15 protein-coding genes and 3 tRNA genes are annotated in these 18,440 nt (G+C 43.7%); all 18 read right to left on the bottom strand.

Annotated features, from left to right (window positions below; all coding sequences use genetic code 11):
• Window positions 1-21 precede the first annotated feature (21 nt).
• Window positions 22-1,317 carry a UDP-N-acetylglucosamine 1-carboxyvinyltransferase gene (gene murA / locus HMPREF1705_RS08560; protein ID WP_057940931.1) on the bottom strand — a complete coding sequence of 432 codons (1,296 nt, stop codon included), beginning with the start codon at window positions 1,315-1,317 and terminating at the stop codon, window positions 22-24.
• Window positions 1,318-1,335: 18 nt separating this feature from the next.
• On the bottom strand, window positions 1,336-2,454 hold the full coding sequence (wecB, locus tag HMPREF1705_RS08555; RefSeq protein WP_242603574.1) for a non-hydrolyzing UDP-N-acetylglucosamine 2-epimerase: 1,119 nt from the start codon (window positions 2,452-2,454) through the stop codon (window positions 1,336-1,338).
• Between the two features lie 48 nt (window positions 2,455-2,502).
• Window positions 2,503-3,390: a glycosyltransferase family 4 protein gene (locus HMPREF1705_RS08550; protein WP_071804926.1), complete on the bottom strand. Its 888-nt coding sequence runs from the start codon at window positions 3,388-3,390 to the stop codon at window positions 2,503-2,505.
• A gap of 14 nt (window positions 3,391-3,404) precedes the next feature.
• The gene (upp, locus tag HMPREF1705_RS08545) at window positions 3,405-4,502 is read right to left on the bottom strand and encodes a uracil phosphoribosyltransferase (RefSeq protein WP_009202543.1); all 1,098 of its coding nucleotides are present in this window, start codon (window positions 4,500-4,502) and stop codon (window positions 3,405-3,407) included.
• A gap of 1 nt (window position 4,503) precedes the next feature.
• Window positions 4,504-5,448 (bottom strand): methylmalonyl Co-A mutase-associated GTPase MeaB, encoded by a 945-nt coding sequence (gene meaB, locus HMPREF1705_RS08540; protein ID WP_057940928.1) that lies wholly within the window; start codon window positions 5,446-5,448, stop codon window positions 4,504-4,506.
• A gap of 37 nt (window positions 5,449-5,485) precedes the next feature.
• The gene (locus HMPREF1705_RS08535) at window positions 5,486-7,312 is read right to left on the bottom strand and encodes a hypothetical protein (protein ID WP_057940927.1); all 1,827 of its coding nucleotides are present in this window, start codon (window positions 7,310-7,312) and stop codon (window positions 5,486-5,488) included.
• Between the two features lie 39 nt (window positions 7,313-7,351).
• On the bottom strand, window positions 7,352-7,579 hold the full coding sequence (locus HMPREF1705_RS08530; protein ID WP_057940926.1) for a hypothetical protein: 228 nt from the start codon (window positions 7,577-7,579) through the stop codon (window positions 7,352-7,354).
• 32 nt (window positions 7,580-7,611) lie between these two features.
• Window positions 7,612-7,797, bottom strand: coding sequence for a hypothetical protein (locus HMPREF1705_RS08525; RefSeq protein ID WP_057940925.1), 186 nt, complete (start codon window positions 7,795-7,797; stop codon window positions 7,612-7,614).
• A gap of 149 nt (window positions 7,798-7,946) precedes the next feature.
• Window positions 7,947-8,927, bottom strand: coding sequence for a Gfo/Idh/MocA family protein (locus tag HMPREF1705_RS08520; protein ID WP_057940924.1), 981 nt, complete (start codon window positions 8,925-8,927; stop codon window positions 7,947-7,949).
• An 87-nt stretch (window positions 8,928-9,014) separates the two neighbouring features.
• The gene (locus tag HMPREF1705_RS08515; protein WP_057940923.1) at window positions 9,015-10,349 is read right to left on the bottom strand and encodes a bifunctional folylpolyglutamate synthase/dihydrofolate synthase; all 1,335 of its coding nucleotides are present in this window, start codon (window positions 10,347-10,349) and stop codon (window positions 9,015-9,017) included.
• The gene (locus HMPREF1705_RS08510; protein ID WP_009201202.1) at window positions 10,339-13,026 is read right to left on the bottom strand and encodes a valine--tRNA ligase; all 2,688 of its coding nucleotides are present in this window, start codon (window positions 13,024-13,026) and stop codon (window positions 10,339-10,341) included. Before HMPREF1705_RS08510 ends, HMPREF1705_RS08515 begins: the two co-directional genes overlap by 11 nt.
• A gap of 56 nt (window positions 13,027-13,082) precedes the next feature.
• On the bottom strand, window positions 13,083-14,366 hold the full coding sequence (gene clpX, locus HMPREF1705_RS08505; RefSeq protein WP_009201203.1) for an ATP-dependent Clp protease ATP-binding subunit ClpX: 1,284 nt from the start codon (window positions 14,364-14,366) through the stop codon (window positions 13,083-13,085).
• Between the two features lie 131 nt (window positions 14,367-14,497).
• Window positions 14,498-15,076, bottom strand: coding sequence for an ATP-dependent Clp endopeptidase proteolytic subunit ClpP (gene clpP / locus HMPREF1705_RS08500; RefSeq protein ID WP_165588964.1), 579 nt, complete (start codon window positions 15,074-15,076; stop codon window positions 14,498-14,500).
• Entirely contained in the window at window positions 15,042-16,550 is a 1,509-nt protein-coding gene (gene tig / locus HMPREF1705_RS10655; RefSeq protein WP_071804924.1) for a trigger factor, read from the bottom strand. Before tig ends, clpP begins: the two co-directional genes overlap by 35 nt.
• Before the next feature lie 75 nt (window positions 16,551-16,625).
• Window positions 16,626-16,709: transfer RNA gene (locus HMPREF1705_RS08495), tRNA-Leu, on the bottom strand.
• Between the two features lie 264 nt (window positions 16,710-16,973).
• Window positions 16,974-17,049: transfer RNA gene (locus tag HMPREF1705_RS08490), tRNA-Lys, on the bottom strand.
• A gap of 19 nt (window positions 17,050-17,068) precedes the next feature.
• Window positions 17,069-17,144 (bottom strand) — tRNA-Arg (locus HMPREF1705_RS08485).
• 330 nt (window positions 17,145-17,474) lie between these two features.
• Window positions 17,475-18,128: a thioredoxin-dependent peroxiredoxin gene (prxU, locus tag HMPREF1705_RS08480; RefSeq protein WP_262349454.1), complete on the bottom strand. Its 654-nt coding sequence runs from the start codon at window positions 18,126-18,128 to the stop codon at window positions 17,475-17,477.
• Between the last annotated feature and the right edge of the window lie 312 nt (window positions 18,129-18,440).

The raw sequence follows: 18,440 nt of genomic DNA, 5'->3' as shown, positions 1-18,440 counted from the left end.
CATCTCCTACCGTTTTGCTTTTTATTGTTTTCTCGCTTTAATATTATCCTTTCCCTCACAGACCTCTGCGCCGAGAAGGATCAATTTTTCGGCCATATTCTCATAACCCCTGTCGAGATGATGAACATCGTAAACAACGGTTTCACCCTCGGCCGCCAACCCTGCGAGAACTAAAGCCGCTCCTCCACGCAAGTCTGTTGCATATACCTCAGCGCCGATTAACGAAGATTGCCCGTGTATAATAGCGGTATTACCTTGGAGTTCAATTTGGGCACCCATCTTTTGCAGTTCGCTGGCGTGGAGAAAGCGTGATTCAAAAATAGTTTCATAAATTACACTCGTACCCTCTGCCAGTGAAAGCAAGGCCATCATCTGCGGTTGCAGATCCGTGGAAAAGCCCGGATAGGGCATGGTCTTAACCGTAAGACCTCTTGGACGGGCTGGAGAGTTGACTCGCAATTCGTTTTCTTTATTTATCACTTCTATTCCGGCTTCATCAAGCTTAGCCAGGAGAGCATTGAGATGTTCGGCAACCACACCTTTTACAGTGATATCTCCTCGGGTAATTGCACCAGCCAAAAGGTATGTTGCCGCTTCAATACGATCAGGTATAATATCGATGGTTGCGGGGTTCAATTCCTTTTGCCCTCTGACGCGCAATATCCCGGTACCCTCTCCTTCTATGGCAGCACCCATGGACTTTAAAGCTCTGACAAGGTTGTCAATTTCGGGCTCCCTTGCGGCGTTTTCGATCAGCGTCTCCCCTTTTGCCAAAACAGCCGCCATGAGAAGATTTTCCGTGGCACCGACGGAAGGAAAATCGAGATAAATCCTCGCTCCAACCAATTTATCGGCCCTAGCAATTACTGCTCCTTTATCAAGCTCTATTTGCGCACCCATCTTAGAAAGACCCTTAAAGTGCAGGTCCATGGGTCTGCTGCCTATAGCGCACCCGCCCGGAAGGGGCAAAATCACTCTTCCGCATCGAGCAAGTAGAGGGCCCAAGACCAAAGAGGAAGCTCTCATCTTTCTGACAAGAGATGACGGTGTTTCCCAAGCTGGTTCGCCTTCAATTTCTATCGTCATCGTATGATCGTCGCGTTTGACAACTGCTCCTAAACTGACGAGCAAATCGCTCATCGTTTGCACGTCTAGCAATTTGGGCACATTTCGAAGATGCACTTCACCATTATCCAACAAAAGCGCGGCAGCCATGACCGGCAGGGCCGCATTTTTTGAACCCTGGACCTTTACCTTCCCTTTAAGAGGGGTTCCCCCTTTTATCTTCAAAAAACCGGATTCTTGATTAGTCTTCACTTTCTCTCACTCCCTAAATCAATACTTACCAGTTTTTATGTAATTACTCAAGACATCAACTATGATTTCGGCTGCTCTTCCCTCTCCGAAAGGAAAGCCCGCTTTTGCAAGAATGCTTGCTTTGAACTTATCATCCCGCAATATTTTAAGCGATAGCTCGATAATTTTGGACGGTTCCCTGCCGGCCAACACCGCAGTCCCCGAGCTCACCGCTTCAGGCCTTTCCGTAACATCCCTAAGAATTATTACGGGCTTTTTAAGGGTCGTCGCTTCCTCTTGGATGCCACCGCTATCAGTCAATATCAAAGAGCTTCTATCCATTGTCCACACGAAATCATCGTATTCCATTGCATCGCATAAAATCACTCTCGAGTGGCATCCCAAATATTTTTGCCATATTTCACGAACCAAGGGATTTTTATGCATTGGTACGACAACATAAAGTTCCGGCAAATCATCTAATATCTTCGTTAAAGCTTTACAAATAGCTTCGAGAGGTTCACCCCATGATTCTCTTCTGTGAACGGTGGCAAGTAACATCGGAGCACCGGTCGGCAATTTGTCCAATGAAAACTTTGGGGGCCTTGCGGCCTTTTTTACAGCCATAAGAGCATCCACCACTGTATTCCCTGTAACCCATATTCTCGATGGATCGCAGCCATCGTTGATGAGGTTCTCCCTTGCCAATTTCGTTGGGGCAAACCAAAATGTAGATAGCTTATCGGTCATTACCCTATTGGCTTCCTCAGGGAACGGCAAATACATATTGCCACTTCTGAGTCCCGCTTCGACGTGGCCTATTTTAACTTTTCTGTAAAAAGCCGCTAGGGCCGATGCAAAAGTTGTCGTAGTATCTCCGTGCACCAAAACGACTTCCGGTCTTATATCATCTAGGACCTCCCCCACCTTCGTCAGCACAGATGACGTGATGTAATCCAGGCTTTGTTTTTCCTTCATGATGGATAAATTACAATTTGGCACAATATTGAACACCTTTAATGCTTGAGTTAAAAGGTCTGTATGCTGTCCTGTTGCCAGAACATAATAGGGCATATCACGCTCTTTCAATTTCATTATAACAGGAGCCATCTTTATGGCTTCCGGTCGAGTGCCTATTATACAGCAAATTGAAGACATTGCGACAACCTCCATGCACAAGAGATACTCCGACTAAAAAAATCGGGTTTAAAAAAACCTTATGCTTATAAACAGCATTGCTAAATGGAAAGACACCATTAAGACCAACACAAAAGGAGGCGTGAACCCTCTCCGAAGGAGACGATGATGTATATGTCCCTTATCGGGGTAAAAGGGAGAGACACCTTTCACAGTTCTTCGCAGTATAGCAAAGCACATGTCAATAAAGGGAATGCCCCCGGCAAAGGCCAAAAATAAGCAAAGAGGTATAAAGGATTGTGTCAAAGGTGTATACGAAAAGATCGAATACAATAAAATAGAGGCATGAAAAAAACCAAGAAGCGTACTGCCCCCATCCCCTAAAAAAGTCCTTGCCTCGGGGAAATTCCAGGGGAGGATCCCGATAGCGATGCCAAAGCCAAAGGCCCAAAAGATATTGTGGAAGACGACCATAAACATACATGAACTTGCCGCGAATATGACCAAAACCAAACCATTCATGCCGTCGATCATATTATATGCACTTATCATGGCGGCAATCCACAAAGATGCGGTAAGCCAACCCCATAGGGGAAAATTGCCACTTTTGTACAGAGGAATTAAAGCTACTATTGAAGCAGCAATATGGACTAAAAGCCTAACTTTTGGAGATAGGCTTCTCATATCGTCCAAATATCCGACTAAAAATGTCGCGCTCGCACACCACGCAAAAAACGAAGGATCGAATTCAAAATGATCCCTCGCCAACAAAAGGAACAGAAGCAAACCGCTCCACAAGACGATGCCCCCACCGCGTGGCGTAACTTCGTTGTGGAGCTTTCTGGATTCGGGCATATCCAAAATACGATACCTAAAAGAGAGGGGAATGGAGATCTTTGTTATTCCCCATCCCCACATAAAGGACAAAAAAGCACAAAGGACCATTTCACTGCTCATAATGCAATTATCAGTTATTTTGTTCCGAATAAACGATCGCCGGCATCGCCCAATCCGGGCACTATATAGCCGTGTTCGTCCAAGTGATCATCCAACGCAGCCATGTAGATGTCGACATCCGGATGAGCTTCCTTCACTTTCTGCAGACCTTCGGGTGCACCTATCAGACATACCAATGAAACTTTTTTACCTCCCCTTCTTTTTACTAAATCGATCGCCAAAACAGAAGAACCCCCCGTGGCCAGCATAGGATCGACGATGAGAATGTCCCTCTCTTCTATATCACCGGGCAACTTGCAATAATATTCAACAGGTTGAAGTGTCGTAGGATCTCTATATACCCCGATATGGCCTACTTTTGCGTTGGGTATCAGCTTAAGAATGCCTTGAACCATCCCAAGCCCTGCCCTTAAAACGGGTACAACTGCCATTTTTTTACCGGAAATTGTCTTGGCACGTGTCTTCGCCAGAGGTGTTTCGACCTCTATCTCCTCGACAGGAAGATCTCTTGTTATTTCATAAACCATTAAACCGGCTATTTCTTCTACTAACTCCCTGAACTCTTTAACGCTTGTCGAGGTATTCCTGATAATTCCTAATTTATGCTGTATCAGCGGATGATCCATTATCACCAGTCGCCCCTTCGAATGGCTACCCTTTCCCTCGATATCCTTGTTTTCATAGGCCCTTATTTTTTCAATGCGCCTAAAATGCCGACCGCCTTCAAAGGGTGTATCAAGCCACACTTCTACTATTTCCATTGCCCGCTCGACGCTTACAACCCTTCCTCCAAGGACGAGGATATTAGCATTATTATGGAGGCGACTCATCTTAGCCATAAAGCTGTCGGTACAAAGAGCAGCATATGCTCCCCGTACTTTATTTGCAGCTATTGACATGCCTATGCCGGTTCCACAGGACAATATTCCACGATCGCACTTGCTGGCAGCAACCATTTCGGCTGCCTTTATCCCGATATCAGAATAATCTACAGGCTCATCGTCTGAACCGACACCCAAATCGATAACATCTATATCCCTTTTTAAAAGATATTCCTTAGCTGCGTTCTTCAAAGCGCATCCCGCATGATCGGCTCCGAGGACTATTTTCACGTTATAACCCCCTTGAGAATATTTCGCCTAAAATCTTTCCCGCTACTGTATATGGATCGATACTACGAGAGGCAAGAGATCGGATCAGATTGTCATCACAATTTTCTTTCCATTTCTCTTCAACTACTTTCGCGATTTCTCTTCTTAAAATTTCTTCAACTTCCATCTTTATTCTCGATATAAATCTCTTTTTGCCTTCTTCGCTCTCGGATAAATATTTTTTATGGTCCGCTAAAGCTTTACAGAGAGCATCTATACCTTCTCCCCTTTCCGCCACGGTCTTTACAATTGGCGGTCTCCATGCTTTACTGCCATAAAGGTCAAGCATTATGTTAACTTCGGCTTCCAGCCTGTCGGCGCCGTCGCGATCTGCCTTATTGATCACAAATATATCCGCAATTTCCATTATACCCGCCTTCATAACCTGAACATCGTCGCCCATGCCCGGAACGAGGAGCAGGCAAACCGTATCCGCTATCTTTACTATATCAACCTCAGATTGTCCTACTCCCACGGTCTCGATAAAGATGACGTCCTTGCCACAGGCATCCAGTATCATGGCAGCTTCATAGGCTGCCCTGCTCAGACCCCCTAATGATCCCCTTGTGCCCATGCTACGGATAAAGACATCGGGCTCAAGGGCATGACTTTGCATCCTTAGCCTATCGCCCAATATTGCACCGCCGCTAAAGGGACTCGTAGGATCCACTGCTATAACACCGATCTTTTTCTCCATTCTTTTTAGGTTATCTATCAACTTGTCCAGCAAGGTGCTCTTGCCTGCGCCCGGGCTTCCCGTCACTCCAATTATATGAGCTTTCCCCGTATGGGCATATAAATTAGCCATGATCTGGCTTGCAAAGGGCGATTCGTTTTCAACAAGTGAGATCAGTCGCGCAATAGCTCTATGATCTCCCTCTAAAGCCTTCTCGACAAGATGATCCATTGATAAACCTCCAATCAATCTTATTGACAATTTATTTTTAGTTAATAATCCGATAAAAGTCTATTGGGGTCCAATCCCTGAAGGGAATGCCTCCTAAATTACCAAAGACTGCCAATAGCGGCTCAAAGGTCATCTCTTTGAACAATGAATTTCTTTCAGGCAACATTATAACCAGCTCTCCCTGAAGGCCAATTTGTTCTATCGATTTCTCCCCTTGAAAGGGATAAAAATAAATTTTGCCTCCCGATACATGGGAAAGCATTATCAAACTCAGCGGCAAAGGGCCATCTTTCATAAGTAAATCCACCGCAATCCCTTCCCTCAAACAAAACCCAGCCAACATTAACACAAAATCATCACTTATTCCAGAAACGATGGGGTTTTGCTCGATGACGAGCCTTAAAGGCCAGGCATCATTTGTATGATAAATCCCCCTCATAAATTTTTCGTAATCCTCTAGCTCAGTAACATTGACTACGCTCCCCATTTTAACGTGAGTTGTCTTTTCCCACTTGGTCGGAAGAATCATTTCCCCAAATGCGGCCGCTAAAAACGGTGGATCTTCTCCGTATTCATCTAAAACGGGCACATTTAAACCTGCTTTAAAGCGAATGACGCTTAAGTCTGCGACGCCTTTGCTTTTATTGATTATATTTGCAAAAGCCATAAGGTCAGTCAATTCCGGTGTTATCCGTATCGAATAAATGTTTCTTAGAGTGGTATCGAGGACAACCAGTTCTTCGTCCCTTCTTGTGAGGCACCAACCATTCGTGATTTTAACTTCTATTTGCTTAGCAAAATTACGTTTTATCACGTTTCCAATATATACCGACCCATCTTCGCTCAACCCGATCACTTCTGTAGGCGTAAACCATTCCACATCTCTCAGGTATTGCGCCTTTTCTTGAAACATAATTTTTTTAGACCATGGATCCAGAGCAATCAGCGAATCGGAGGCTCTGTCCGCGATCGCCATTAAATACCCGCTGTAAGACAGAGCAAGCGGTTCAAACCGAATCCCCTCAGAGGGACGCCAATCGGAAATTTCTTTGCCCTCTTCAAGATCTATCCATATCAACCTCCCCTCCAATACATCGCTTACCACGGCTATCTTTTCACCCAAGGAGACAGCATCCGAAAGTATCGCCGAAAGACTGATTATCTTTTCGAAATTAACTTCTATATCGCCTTTTTCACCTTTCTTTAGATCACCCCAGAAAAGTTGTCCGTCCCTAGTGGCTACTAATATTCTTTGAAGCCCAAAGGGCACCACGGCTACGGGTTTGTTTATTTTAAAGGAATGCGGTTTTTGACCCTCCTCGATTAACGTAATTTTGTTGCCATCGATATCGCAAATCCACAACATTCCCTCAAAATAGCTAACCTTTCCCACTGTCGAAGCTTTGACGTTCGCTCCCAAGGGAAGATCGAAAAACATGGATAGAGGTTGTTTGAAAACTTTCATTAAAGAGGAGTCAACGCCACCGTAAAGTAAGTTCTTAACATATTCATTTTCTTTCACGATTTGCTCCTTGATTAATTTAGCACGTCCATCGCCATTTTCTACTTCCAAATAATAACGGATGGATTCTAAAGAGCGATCCCACATTCCTAAGCGCCTTTCACAAAGAGATCGGAGGAGATAAACATTAACCAGGTAGATGTTTTCCGACTGCGCCGCCTTTAATTCATCGATACATCTAAAGTAATCTCCGCTTAAAAAATATCGCCTGGCAGCTATCATATGCTTTTCTGCCTCTATTTTATTGACCTCCGGCAATAAATAGAGCTCACTCCCTTCAACAGGCGAAAAGAGGCCAAAGAAAAGAACAAAAAAAATTGTCACAGTTAGGAAAATGCGCATGACAACAACTCCTTTTGGGGAAAATCATGATGAAGAGCATTATCTCGTATTTATTATAGATATTCCGGCAAAGGCGTAAAAACCCATGATCGCCGATGCGGCCAAAGTGAACCCCAGAAGGACACGTAAGTAAAAAACCCATAAAGTACCGCCGGGCCATTTCTTTGAAGTTATATTGTTTATAATCCTTGCTATCATCAAGGAGACCATAAAAAGAGCCAACGCTAATAGGGCTTGAACGTTCACATCCGGAATAGAGCCAAACATGATATAAATTTGCACCTCTGCTTTTTAAAGTTTTAAGGTTGTCCCTTTGAATGCTTCTCATAAATCAGCTTTATAATAGCATTTTCCATGAAAATTCTGTCGGGCCTTGAATAAGTACAGGCAATAATGACAAAGGAAAGAGCAGCGATGATGACAATCAAGAAAATTATAATCTGGCGTGCAAGGTTATCGCGATGTTTTCTCGCTTTTTCTATCATTATCACATCACCCCATAAAAATAGAGGGAGCTTTTCTCCCTCTATTTTACAATAATCTTAATTATAAATTAAAATTTCGACCATGTTTGGGGGTACTTCATGACATATAACAATATATTACATGAATACAACAACCATATCAGCCTGCTTTAATTTAAAAGACCTTCAAGGTTCTCATCGGAATCGGCCGATTTATTTTTGTTTATCTGCCTTAAAACCTCAACCGCTATCTCTAAAGCTCTCTTGCCGTCAGCAATACCGACCATCGGCTGTCTTCCTTCCTTGACGCAAGATATGAAATGTTGCAATTCCATCTTCAGAGGCTCGTGTTTTGGAAAGACGGGATGCTCAATTACCTCCATTAATCCCATGCCATTATTCCTAATGCATCTATGAATGGAAACATCTTGAGTTTCGTAGTTTAAGGTTATGTAACGCTCTCTTTCCATAATCTCCAACGTCCTAAGCCTCTTTTCGGAAGCCCTGCTGACCAGTATATGAGATATTGCCCCATTCTTAAACGTAAGGTGAGCCGAGGCTATGTCTTCATGTTCTGTAAAGACGGACCTTCCATAGGCCGAAATTTCGCTTATCTCACTACCAACCAACGATAAAATTATATCAATGTCATGGATCATCAAATCTAAGACAACGCCGACATCCGCAACCCTGGAAGAAAAGGGACCCAGCCTTCTAGTTTGAATATAAAGAGGAGGTTTGCAAATTCCCCTGACGTACTGAACTGCGCTGTTAAAGCGCTCAATATGCCCTACTTGTAAAACGAGGTTTTTTTGAGCTGCCAATTTGAGCAACTCCTCTGCCTCATCGACTGTCTTCGTAACAGGTTTTTCTATGAGCACGTGAATGCCTCTTTCCATTACCTTTTTGGCCACTTCGTAATGAGCAACCGTAGGCACAACAATGCTCAAAGCATCTGGGCGAGCTTTTTCCAAAAATTCATCTAAATCACTGAAATAAGGCACTTGCAACATCTCGCCAACGGAGACAGCTCTCTGATCGTCTATGTCCATAACCCCGGCAAGTCTGGTTTCCAGCAACTCCGAATATATTCTGGCGTGGTGATATCCCAGATGTCCCACCCCAATGACGCCTACCCGCAACGCATTCATGATCTTCACCTCTTAAATCGCATATACACTTAATATTTAAAATTCCTCTTAATTATTATCACTTGATATGAACTATTTTGGCATTCCTTAAAGATCAGATTTCAAAATCTTTTTTATCGCCCCTATAAGGTAGAGACTGCCGCAAATCGCGATATAACTGGAATGGCTATTAACTGCTTCGCACAGAGCCGTATTTAATTCGGGTTCGTCCCCTATAAAGGCTTTGGTAAAGATATTCCTTGCTATATCCGCCAAAGCATGTGAAGATTCGCTTCTGTCCAGTTGAGGCACTTGTGTGCATACAATCTTTTCGATGGGCAGATTGCATAGTTTCTTTAATGTTTCTCGGATATCTTTGTCCTTCATCATTGCCGTCACAAAGGTAATATTTTCATGAGGACGCAAAACTTGTTTAAGGGATTGAGCAAAGACTGCCATTCCCTCCGGGTTGTGCGCACCATCCAGTATTAATACCTTTCCATTTTTTAACCTTATAATTTCAAAGCGGCCGGGCCATGAAACAGAGAGCAATCCCGATCTGATCGTTTCATCGGATATTCCTGGAAAGATATCTTTTAAAAGAAGAGCCACAAAGACAGCTAATGCAGTATTGCCGATTTGATAAGCAGCTGTAAGCTTCGTTTCAAGGGAATCGAAAAAGTATCCCTTGGATGTCCAAAAGTCATAAATAACGCCATCCAAAGAAAAATGTGCGGGTTTGACTAAACATTCTCTTGAGAAAATGTGTCCCTCGGAAATCATCTTTGCGCAGCTATCAATAAACAGTTTTTCCAGACCAAAGTCCCCACCCACATAGATTGCCCTTTTCCCGGGCCTGATTACGGAAAACTTCTCCTTCGCTATTTGGGAAATAGTGTCTCCTAAAAAATTCGTATGATCCAGCGAAATAGAGGTAATCACTGAAAGTATAACTTCTCCCAGAAGATTCGTGGCATCGAGCCTTCCACCCATTCCTGCTTCTACAACGGCTACATCGACCTTTTCTTCGGATAAAATTAAGAAAGCCACGGCCGTCATAAGCTCAAAAGCAGTCGGAGGCGTCTCGGCGATGAAATTTTCCCTTAGCACCAATTTTACCTTTTGCCATGTTTCCATCCACCTTTGCGAACTTACAATCTTGCCTTCAATTTTAAGACGCTCGCCCATGTGCAACAGGTGAGGGCTAGTATATAGCGCAGTTTTAAGACCCGATGAAGACAAGATACTCGCAATAGTCGATGCAGTAGAGCCTTTGCCGTTAGTACCGACTATATGAATGGCCTTGAAATCCCTTTGAGGATTACCCAGCAAACTGAGGCACTTAGCCATCCGAGATAAGCCCGGGCGAATGCCCGGGCTAGCACTATTTAAAATGTCTTGTTCCAAAAGGTCAAAGGCTTCGGCATTTTCTTTATCGACCATCTGCTTCCTCCGAGCTGCGCTCAAGAGATGCAATATTATCGTCGATCCTCTTCATGCGTTCCCTGGCCTTCTTTAACCTATTTTGCTCCTTTTCGACAACTTCCTGCGGCGCCTTCTGCAGGAAGGACTTGTTAGAAAGCTTCGAAAGGCTTTTCTGTTCCTCCAAAAGTAATCCTTCTTTTTCTTTTCGTAGTCTCTCTATTTCCGAAGAAATGTCAATAATATCGCCTACGATCAGATAGACATTACACCAGGGCAATACAGAAACCAGTGAGCCACCAGGCCTCCTCGACTCAAAACTTACCTCTCCTACCTTGGGCATCAACCTAATTATATCTTCATTTTCAGCTAACACTTCAAGAACAGATCGATCCGTTGGATTGATCGTTAAGTGAGGAACCGTGATCTGGGGCGTGAGGTTAGCCTCGGCCCTCAGGTTTCTTATCGAACGTATGGTTTCCTGAAGGACAAAAATATTCTTTTCTAACGACTTCTTTGTCGTATCATCGAACATCTCCTCCGTACCGGGCCAAGGCTCTTCTTCGATTGACATTTGGCTGAAACCGAAGGAATGCCACAACTCTTCGGTTATAAAGGGAATAAAGGGGTGGAGAAGAAGGAGAACCTTTTTGAAAACATAATAAAGCACCTTTTGCGAAGCGATCTTTCTTTTGCTCCCCTCGTCTCCCCTTAAAGCCGGTTTCGACATCTCTATGTACCAGTCACAGAGCTCTCCCCACACGAAGTCATAAAGCATTTTGCTTGCTTCGCCGAAAAAATATCCTTCTATCAAGTCTGTAACTTCTTTGGTCACTTGATTAACGCGCATGACGATCCATCTATCGTGAAGCCTCAAAGAATCGTCGAATTCCATGGTCCGACTTTCATCAAAATCGCCCAAATTCATCAAAGCAAAACGGGCAGCATTCCAAATCTTATTCATGAAATGCCTGCAGGATTCGATCTTCTGGGTGCTCAAAAATATATCACGGCCTTGTACTGTCAACGATGATAAGGTAAATCTCAAGGAATCAGCCCCATATTGATTTATTATGTCTACAGGATCTATGACGTTGCCTTTGGATTTGCTCATTTTTTGACCCTTTTCATCACGGACCAAAGCGTGAATATAAACGTCTTTGAAGGGCACGTCATCCATAAATTTAAGGCCCATCATTATCATTCTTGCCACCCAGAAAAATATTATGTCAAAGCCGGTAACCAGCAATGAAGTCGGATAAAAATATGTGAGCTCTGGAGTTTGTTCAGGCCACCCCATAGTGGAAAAAGGCCAAAGAGCGCTCGAAAACCATGTATCTAAAACATCTTCGTCCTGCACAATGGCTCTTGAGCCACAATTTTCGCACTCCACCGGATCAATTTCCGACACTGTTATGTGATTGCAGTCCAGACAGGTCCAAGCCGGTATTCTATGCCCCCACCATAGCTGTCTCGAGATACACCAGTCGCGTATATTCTCCATCCACTGATAATAAGTGTTCACCCAGCGCTCAGGTATCCAACGAATTTTGCCCTCTTTTACGACCTCAATGGCCCTTTTTGCCAAAGGCTCGGTGCGGACGAACCACTGTTCCGAAAGATAGGGCTCTAAAATTGTATTGCATCTATAACAATGACCGACGGCATGCTCGTATTCCTCGATCTTTATCAACAAACCTGCAGCCTCTATGTCTCTTACGATTGCTTCTCTGGCATCAAATCTGTTCATTCCTTTATAACGACCGGCATTTTCATTCATGAAACCATCGGCATTTATTACCTGGATTGGTTCCAAATCATGCCGCTGCCCTACCAAAAAGTCGTTGGGGTCGTGGGCAGGCGTTATCTTAACCATTCCGGTTCCAAAGGATGGATCGACCATCTGGTCCTTTATTACGGGCACAATTCTGTCTGCTATGGGAACTCTAACCTTTTTTCCAATGTACTTTGCGTTATTTGAATCATCAGGATGAACTGCTATGGCGACATCCCCTAAAATTGTCTCCGGACGTGTAGTAGCAACGACCAGAAATCCATCTTTTTCCACAAAGGGGTAGGCTACGTAATAGAGCTTCCCCTTTTCAGTTGTATGTTCTACCTCCAGATCCGAAAGTGCCGTGTGACAGCGAGGGCACCAATTTATGATATATTTGCCCTTATATATAAGCCCTTCTTTATACAAACGGACGAATACAGCCCTGACAGCTTTAGATAAACCTTCATCCATTGTGAAGCGCTCTCTATCCCAGTCGCAAGAGGCACCAAGTCTTTTTAATTGCGAGATGATTCTGCCGCCATATTCGGACTTCCATTCCCATACCTTCTCCAGAAAGGCCTCTCTGGTCATATCCTTTCTATCTATACCCTTTTTGGCCAATTCTCTCTCCACAACATTTTGCGTGGCAATGCCGGCGTGGTCCGTCCCCGGTATCCACATCACGTTAAACCCCTTCATTCGCTTGTAGCGACATACAATGTCTTGTAGGGTATTGTTCAATGCATGTCCCATGTGAAGCGAGCCTGTAACATTGGGCGGTGGTATCACTATGCTGAAGGGTTCTTTGGTTTCGTCGACTTCAGCATGGAATAAACCCCGATCCTGCCACCAGTCATACCATTTTCGCTCCAGTTCTTCGGGTTCGTATTCCTTCGAAACAAGTTTGTCGTCGACAGGCATTTATTTAGTCTCCCCCTATAGGTTCGAGTTTACGATGTATCATCGCACGAATTTCTCTAAGCCACTTCCTCATCCCTTGATATGTAAATAGGAGATGCTCCTTCTAAAACGCACTCGCCTGTGATCTTGACCTTAGCTACTTCGCCTGCAATATTGGGTAATTCATACATAATATCAAGCATGAGGTTTTCCATTATTGACCTTAATCCCCTAGCTCCCGTTTTTCTCTCTTGAGCTTGATGGGCAATCGCTTTTAGAGCGGCTTCGGTAAACTCCAACTCCACGCCTTCATAGCTGAAAAGCTCTTGATATTGCTTTACCAGGGAATTTTTGGGTTCCAACAGGATATGCACCAAAGATTCTTCGTGCAGGCCCTCGAGAGGGACGATTACGGGAATTCTCCCTATGAATTCAGGAATAAACCCATACATCATCAGATCTTCGGGCTGGACTTCCTTCAAAATTTTCCAAGATGCTTCCACTTTCTTGCCTATAATATCTCCACCGAAACCTATAACTCTTTTGTTGATCCTCTTGGCTATTATGTTTTCGATTCCATCAAAGGCACCGCCACAAATGAATAGGATGTTGGATGTATCGACTTGAATGAAATCTTGGTAGGGATGCTTTCTGCCACCCTTTGGAGGAACATTCGATACCGTTCCTTCCAAAAGGCGAAGAAGGCCTTGCTGCACGCCCTCTCCTGAGACGTCTCTAGTTATCGATGGAGAATAGCTCTTGCGGGCAATTTTATCTATCTCGTCTATGTAGACAATCCCTCTTTCAGCCAGCGCTACATCGTAATCGCAGCTTTGCAACAACCTCACTAATATGTTTTCCACGTCCTCACCAACATAGCCCGCCTCTGTCAAAGTAGTAGCATCAGCAATAGCAAAGGGCACATTCAGCATTTGAGCCAAAGTTTGTGCCAACAGAGTCTTACCGCAGCCAGTGGGGCCTAAAAGAAGGATGTTACTTTTTTGAACTTCAACGTCGTCTTTGCCCTTTTTGCCCTTAAAAATACGCTTATAGTGATTGTGGACAGCCACAGAAAGAACCTTCTTGGCGTACTCCTGCCCGACGACATATTGGTCCAGATATGATTTTATTTCACTTGGTTTGGGCAACACAAAATTCTGAGTCATATCCCTGTTTTTACAATCTATGCTGTGCAGGATTCCTCTCTCTTCGTTCAATATAATATTACATAGGTGTATGCATTCGTTGCAAATACAGACTCCCGGCCCCGTTATAATCTTCTTGACATCTTCCTGATCCTTGCCACAGAAGGAACAGCGCAAGCCCTTCTTTCTAGGATCCTTTTCGTTGCTTTTCGACATTTCCTCTTATTTCCTCCTTGGGCTCTTATAAAATATTATTGCATCTTACCAAATTATAAGGTCCTTATAAACAAACGAGAGAGCTCAGCTTTGCTCCCTCGCATGTTTATAAGCAAGATTACACCGATAAACTATCTTTTTTCTATGACTTTGTCAACTATTCCGTAGGCCAGAGCTTCCTCTGCGGACATAAAGAAATCACGATCGGTATCCTTGGCAACCTTTTCGATATCCTGATTCGTATGATAGGCTATTATCTCATTTAGCCTGTCCCTTATCTTCTTGATCTCCTTGGCATGAATTTCGATATCCGTAGCCTGACCTTGTACTCCTCCCAAGGGCTGATGAAGCATAACCCTAGAATTTGGAAGAGCTATCCTCTTCCCCTTCGCACCTGCAGCCAAAAGCACTGCCGCCATGCTCGCAGCCTGACCAACACATATGGTCGACACGGGGCATTTAATGTATTGCATGGTGTCGTATATTCCCAACCCGGCGGTCACGGAACCACCGGGACTGTTTATATAAAGGTTTATATCCTTATCTGGGTCCTCGCTTTCGAGGAATAACATTTGAGCTACTACCAGATTTGCGAGATGCTCTTCTATCACATCTCCTAAAAATATTATCCTGTCCTTTAACAGCCTGCTATATATATCGTAGGCTCTTTCCCCTCTACCCGTCTGTTCTATTACTATCGGTACCAACATCTTCATGACCTCCTCTTACATCGTTACCATCGTCTTGTAACGCTTTTTCAGGCTCCTCTTCAACTTTTTCTTGCATTTCCTCCTGAACTGCCTCGACCTTGCCCTGATTATTCATAATAACCTTCAGAGCTTCTTCGTATTCCTCTCTCTCGAGCTCTTTAACCTTTACATGGTCTAAGATTTTGCCCAATGTCTTCTCAGCCATAATATCATAGCTCAATCTATACAATCTGTCCTGGTCGGAGGCTATGAATGAAGACAGCTTCTCGGCACTTATGTTATATGCACCTGCCATCCTTTCTACATATGCTTTGATATCTTCTGGGTTTACTTTGATCTCAAAACGTTTAGTAAGCTCCTCCAACACTAATGAATTCATAACTCTTTTGTAAGCCTTTTCGCGTAACCTGTTTTTATATTCATCAAGATCCATTCCGGATTGTTTTACATATTCTTCAAACGTCATCTCACCAGCCTGCTTTATTTTCTCTTCTTCTTCGTGGAGCAGGCTGTGAAATTCTCTCTCAACCATGCTTTCGGGAACTTCGATCTTCGCCTGATTTACAATTTGCTGTAATGCTAGATTGATTGCCTCATTTTTAGACCTGTTTTCCAGATTTTTTATCAACTGTTCTTTAATTTCTGCCCTAAACTCTTCTAAACCTTTGCCTTCCGCCCCTACTTTTTTTAAAAACTCCTCGTCCAGCTCCGGAAGGACTTTTTTCTTTATGCCCTTTATTTCCATCGAATACTTAATACGCTTTCCAGATAAATTGCTGCCATCTTCCGGATGAGTGACTGTAGTCGTAACGGTGTTGCCAACATTCTGGCCAATTAGATCTTTCTTTACGTTTTCGTCCAAATAAGGAACCGAAAGGTCTATCATATCTTCCATCTCTTTGCCTTCGAAGTCGAATTTCTCAGCATCATCGTTATCTTCCCGTTCAACTTCGGCAATGGCGTTAACTACAACAGTATCTCCTTCATCAATTGGCCTATCTTCGTTGACTTCGACGTATTCGGCATTTCGCTCCCGTAAATCATTGATGACTTCATCGACCATTTCATCAGTCACCGTTGCCTTTAACTTTGGCACTTCGATTTGGTTCAAATCGGGCAATTCGATCTCAGGCATAACTTCGTATTCTATCTCTAAAACGAGCGGTTCGCCTTCTTTTAATTCGCCAATTGATTTTATCTTAGGCTCAGCCACCAATTCGAGCTCGTATTCATCCCGAATTTGCTCTATAACTTCAGGAATAAGATTTTCTAATGCCTCTCTATATAATCTTTCCCTGCCAAAATAGAGTTCGATGACATTACGCGGAACCCTTCCCTTTCTAAAACCCTTTATATTGGCCTTGTGACTGATCTCTTTGACCACATACTGAACTGCTTTCTCAAACCTCTCTGCCTCAATTTCCGCTTTTATTTTAACGATATTTTTCTCCTGAGATATAAGCTCAGACCTCATTGCCACCAAACCCCTTTCTTCGACATGAAAAAGCCTCGGTGCTAAATATACACCGAGGTCGCACTTATGTTCTTCTGGTGCGAGAGGTGGGATTTGAACCCACACGGCCGAAGCCACGGGATCCTAAGTCCCGCGTGTCTACCGTTCCACCACTCTCGCCCCTTAAACAAACATTTAAGGCGGGTTGCAAACTTAAATTTTAAAAACCCACCAAACATCCAAACTGCCACGACACATCTTCGCGCGATCCTCGTCGCTAGCGTATATTACCATGCCCTTAATTTGAAAGTCAATGCCGATTTGACTTTAACTGTCTCAAAAGACACAAACAAAAGACATTGCTCGCACATAGCATTTACATCTTGCAAGCAATGTCTTTTTATTTTTTATAATGGGCCAAATAGTCGGCAAACTTAAATATAATGGTGGGCCGTACAGGAATCGAACCTGTAACCCCAGGATTAAGAGTCCCGTGCTCTGCCAGTTGAGCTAACGGCCCACATATATAGTCTTTTCCATGGCGCGCCCGGCAGGATTTGAACCCGCGACCAACGGATCCGAAGTCCGCCGCTCTGTCCACTGAGCTACGGGCGCTTACGCTTTATAACCAAGCGGCAATAGGAAAGTTATCACAGCTTGGCCAAATAGTCAACAGGTTTTCGGCTCTATTTCAAAGAGTACTAAAAAAGTTCCTGAGATAAGGACGCCAGCAGCTCTCTTTGAAAGAGTAAAATAATATATTGCATTTTAACCCCGGCCAATCTTACTAACTCTGCAACATTCGAATATTTAAGGACTCCCCTTAATTTTACATCCGGTTACCTGGCAATCTTTAAAGGGGAGAGACAATTCTAAAGTTGCCCTCTCCCCTGTTTTTTAAAATAGTTTATTTAGTCCCTCGCACGGAGGAATAGCCTATATCCCTCAGCATCCTCCGGGAGGCGTAGGTTGCTGGGTCTTGGAGCCACCTGGGGATCCCTTTTGTTCTTCAACGAATTGCCATACTTTACCAACCATATCCGGGCTTGGCTTCAAGGTAGAACATCCCGGCCTCCAATCAGATGGCGTAACCTCTTTAGCTGATGTAGCCCTTATGTGCTGAAGAGCCTGAATGCGACGAATAATTTCATCCACACTTCTTCCGCATGGAGCCGGAAGTATGTCTATACATTGAAGTATGCCATCGGGATCAATTATGAATGTTCCTCGGATGTCGATGCCGTCAGCCTCGCTATAGACCCCAAATTTTTCTCCGATCCTGCCGCCTGCGTCAAATAACATTGGGAAGGGCACTCCCCTGGGAACTGCTTTAGAAATTTCCTGCTCAACCCATACTTTATGAACCCAAGGCGAATCTACGCTTATACCGTATACTAAAGCCCCTAAGGCCTCAAATTCATCGTACCTCTCGGCAACCGCCGAGATTTCGGTTGTTCACACGAAAGTAAAATCGCCGGGGTAGAAGAATAACACTAACCACTTTCCCCTGGCCTCGGCATGCGATACTTCCCTGATATTGCCCCTATCAAAAGCCATTGCTTTAAATTCCGGGACCGGACATCCTATCTTTGCTTCCACTGTTTCATCCCTCCCATTTTGTTATCAATCTCTGTTTTTAAGTTAAATATATTCTAAAACGATTTTAAATAAGAAGCAAGTTGCATACTTTATACTTGTAGCTATATTCAAATAACCCATCATCTACCTTTACTGACATATTTTAAACCATTAGATTGCTCTCTACGCAGACAACATTAAGCGATCATTTGATTACATCAGAAATCTCATCTCAAACAGATTTTAGCGTGTACAAGCGGTATTTACGGCTTTTGCTCCAAATTGCCATTATGTCGTGTCCCAAAATTCCCATGAATTTTTTAAAGAACTAAA

The sequence above is a fragment of the Acetomicrobium hydrogeniformans ATCC BAA-1850 genome, from assembly GCF_000160455.2.
Taxonomy (GTDB): domain Bacteria; phylum Synergistota; class Synergistia; order Synergistales; family Acetomicrobiaceae; genus Acetomicrobium; species Acetomicrobium thermoterrenum.
Note: the sequence above shows the minus strand (reverse complement) of the source record. Positions and strands in the feature narration are given on the sequence as shown.

Bases quoted from the DNA above. Each gene is read 5' to 3' on its own strand.
- HMPREF1705_RS08535 (WP_057940927.1), bottom strand. From the start codon at position 7,312: ATGCGCATTTTCCTAACTGTGACAATTTTTTTTGTTCTTTTCTTTGGC.
- HMPREF1705_RS08515 (WP_057940923.1), bottom strand. From the start codon at position 10,349: ATGGTCGATAAAGAAAATGCCGAAGCCTTTGACCTTTTGGAACAAGAC.
- HMPREF1705_RS08520 (WP_057940924.1), bottom strand. From the start codon at position 8,927: ATGAATGCGTTGCGGGTAGGCGTCATTGGGGTGGGACATCTGGGATAT.
- wecB (WP_242603574.1), bottom strand. From the start codon at position 2,454: ATGTCTTCAATTTGCTGTATAATAGGCACTCGACCGGAAGCCATAAAG.
- clpP (WP_165588964.1), bottom strand. From the start codon at position 15,076: ATGTTGGTACCGATAGTAATAGAACAGACGGGTAGAGGGGAAAGAGCC.
- HMPREF1705_RS08550 (WP_071804926.1), bottom strand. From the start codon at position 3,390: ATGAGCAGTGAAATGGTCCTTTGTGCTTTTTTGTCCTTTATGTGGGGA.
- HMPREF1705_RS08510 (WP_009201202.1), bottom strand. From the start codon at position 13,026: ATGCCTGTCGACGACAAACTTGTTTCGAAGGAATACGAACCCGAAGAA.
- tig (WP_071804924.1), bottom strand. From the start codon at position 16,550: ATGAGGTCTGAGCTTATATCTCAGGAGAAAAATATCGTTAAAATAAAA.
- meaB (WP_057940928.1), bottom strand. From the start codon at position 5,448: ATGGATCATCTTGTCGAGAAGGCTTTAGAGGGAGATCATAGAGCTATT.
- HMPREF1705_RS08525 (WP_057940925.1), bottom strand. From the start codon at position 7,797: ATGATAGAAAAAGCGAGAAAACATCGCGATAACCTTGCACGCCAGATT.
- HMPREF1705_RS08530 (WP_057940926.1), bottom strand. From the start codon at position 7,579: ATGTTTGGCTCTATTCCGGATGTGAACGTTCAAGCCCTATTAGCGTTG.
- clpX (WP_009201203.1), bottom strand. From the start codon at position 14,366: ATGTCGAAAAGCAACGAAAAGGATCCTAGAAAGAAGGGCTTGCGCTGT.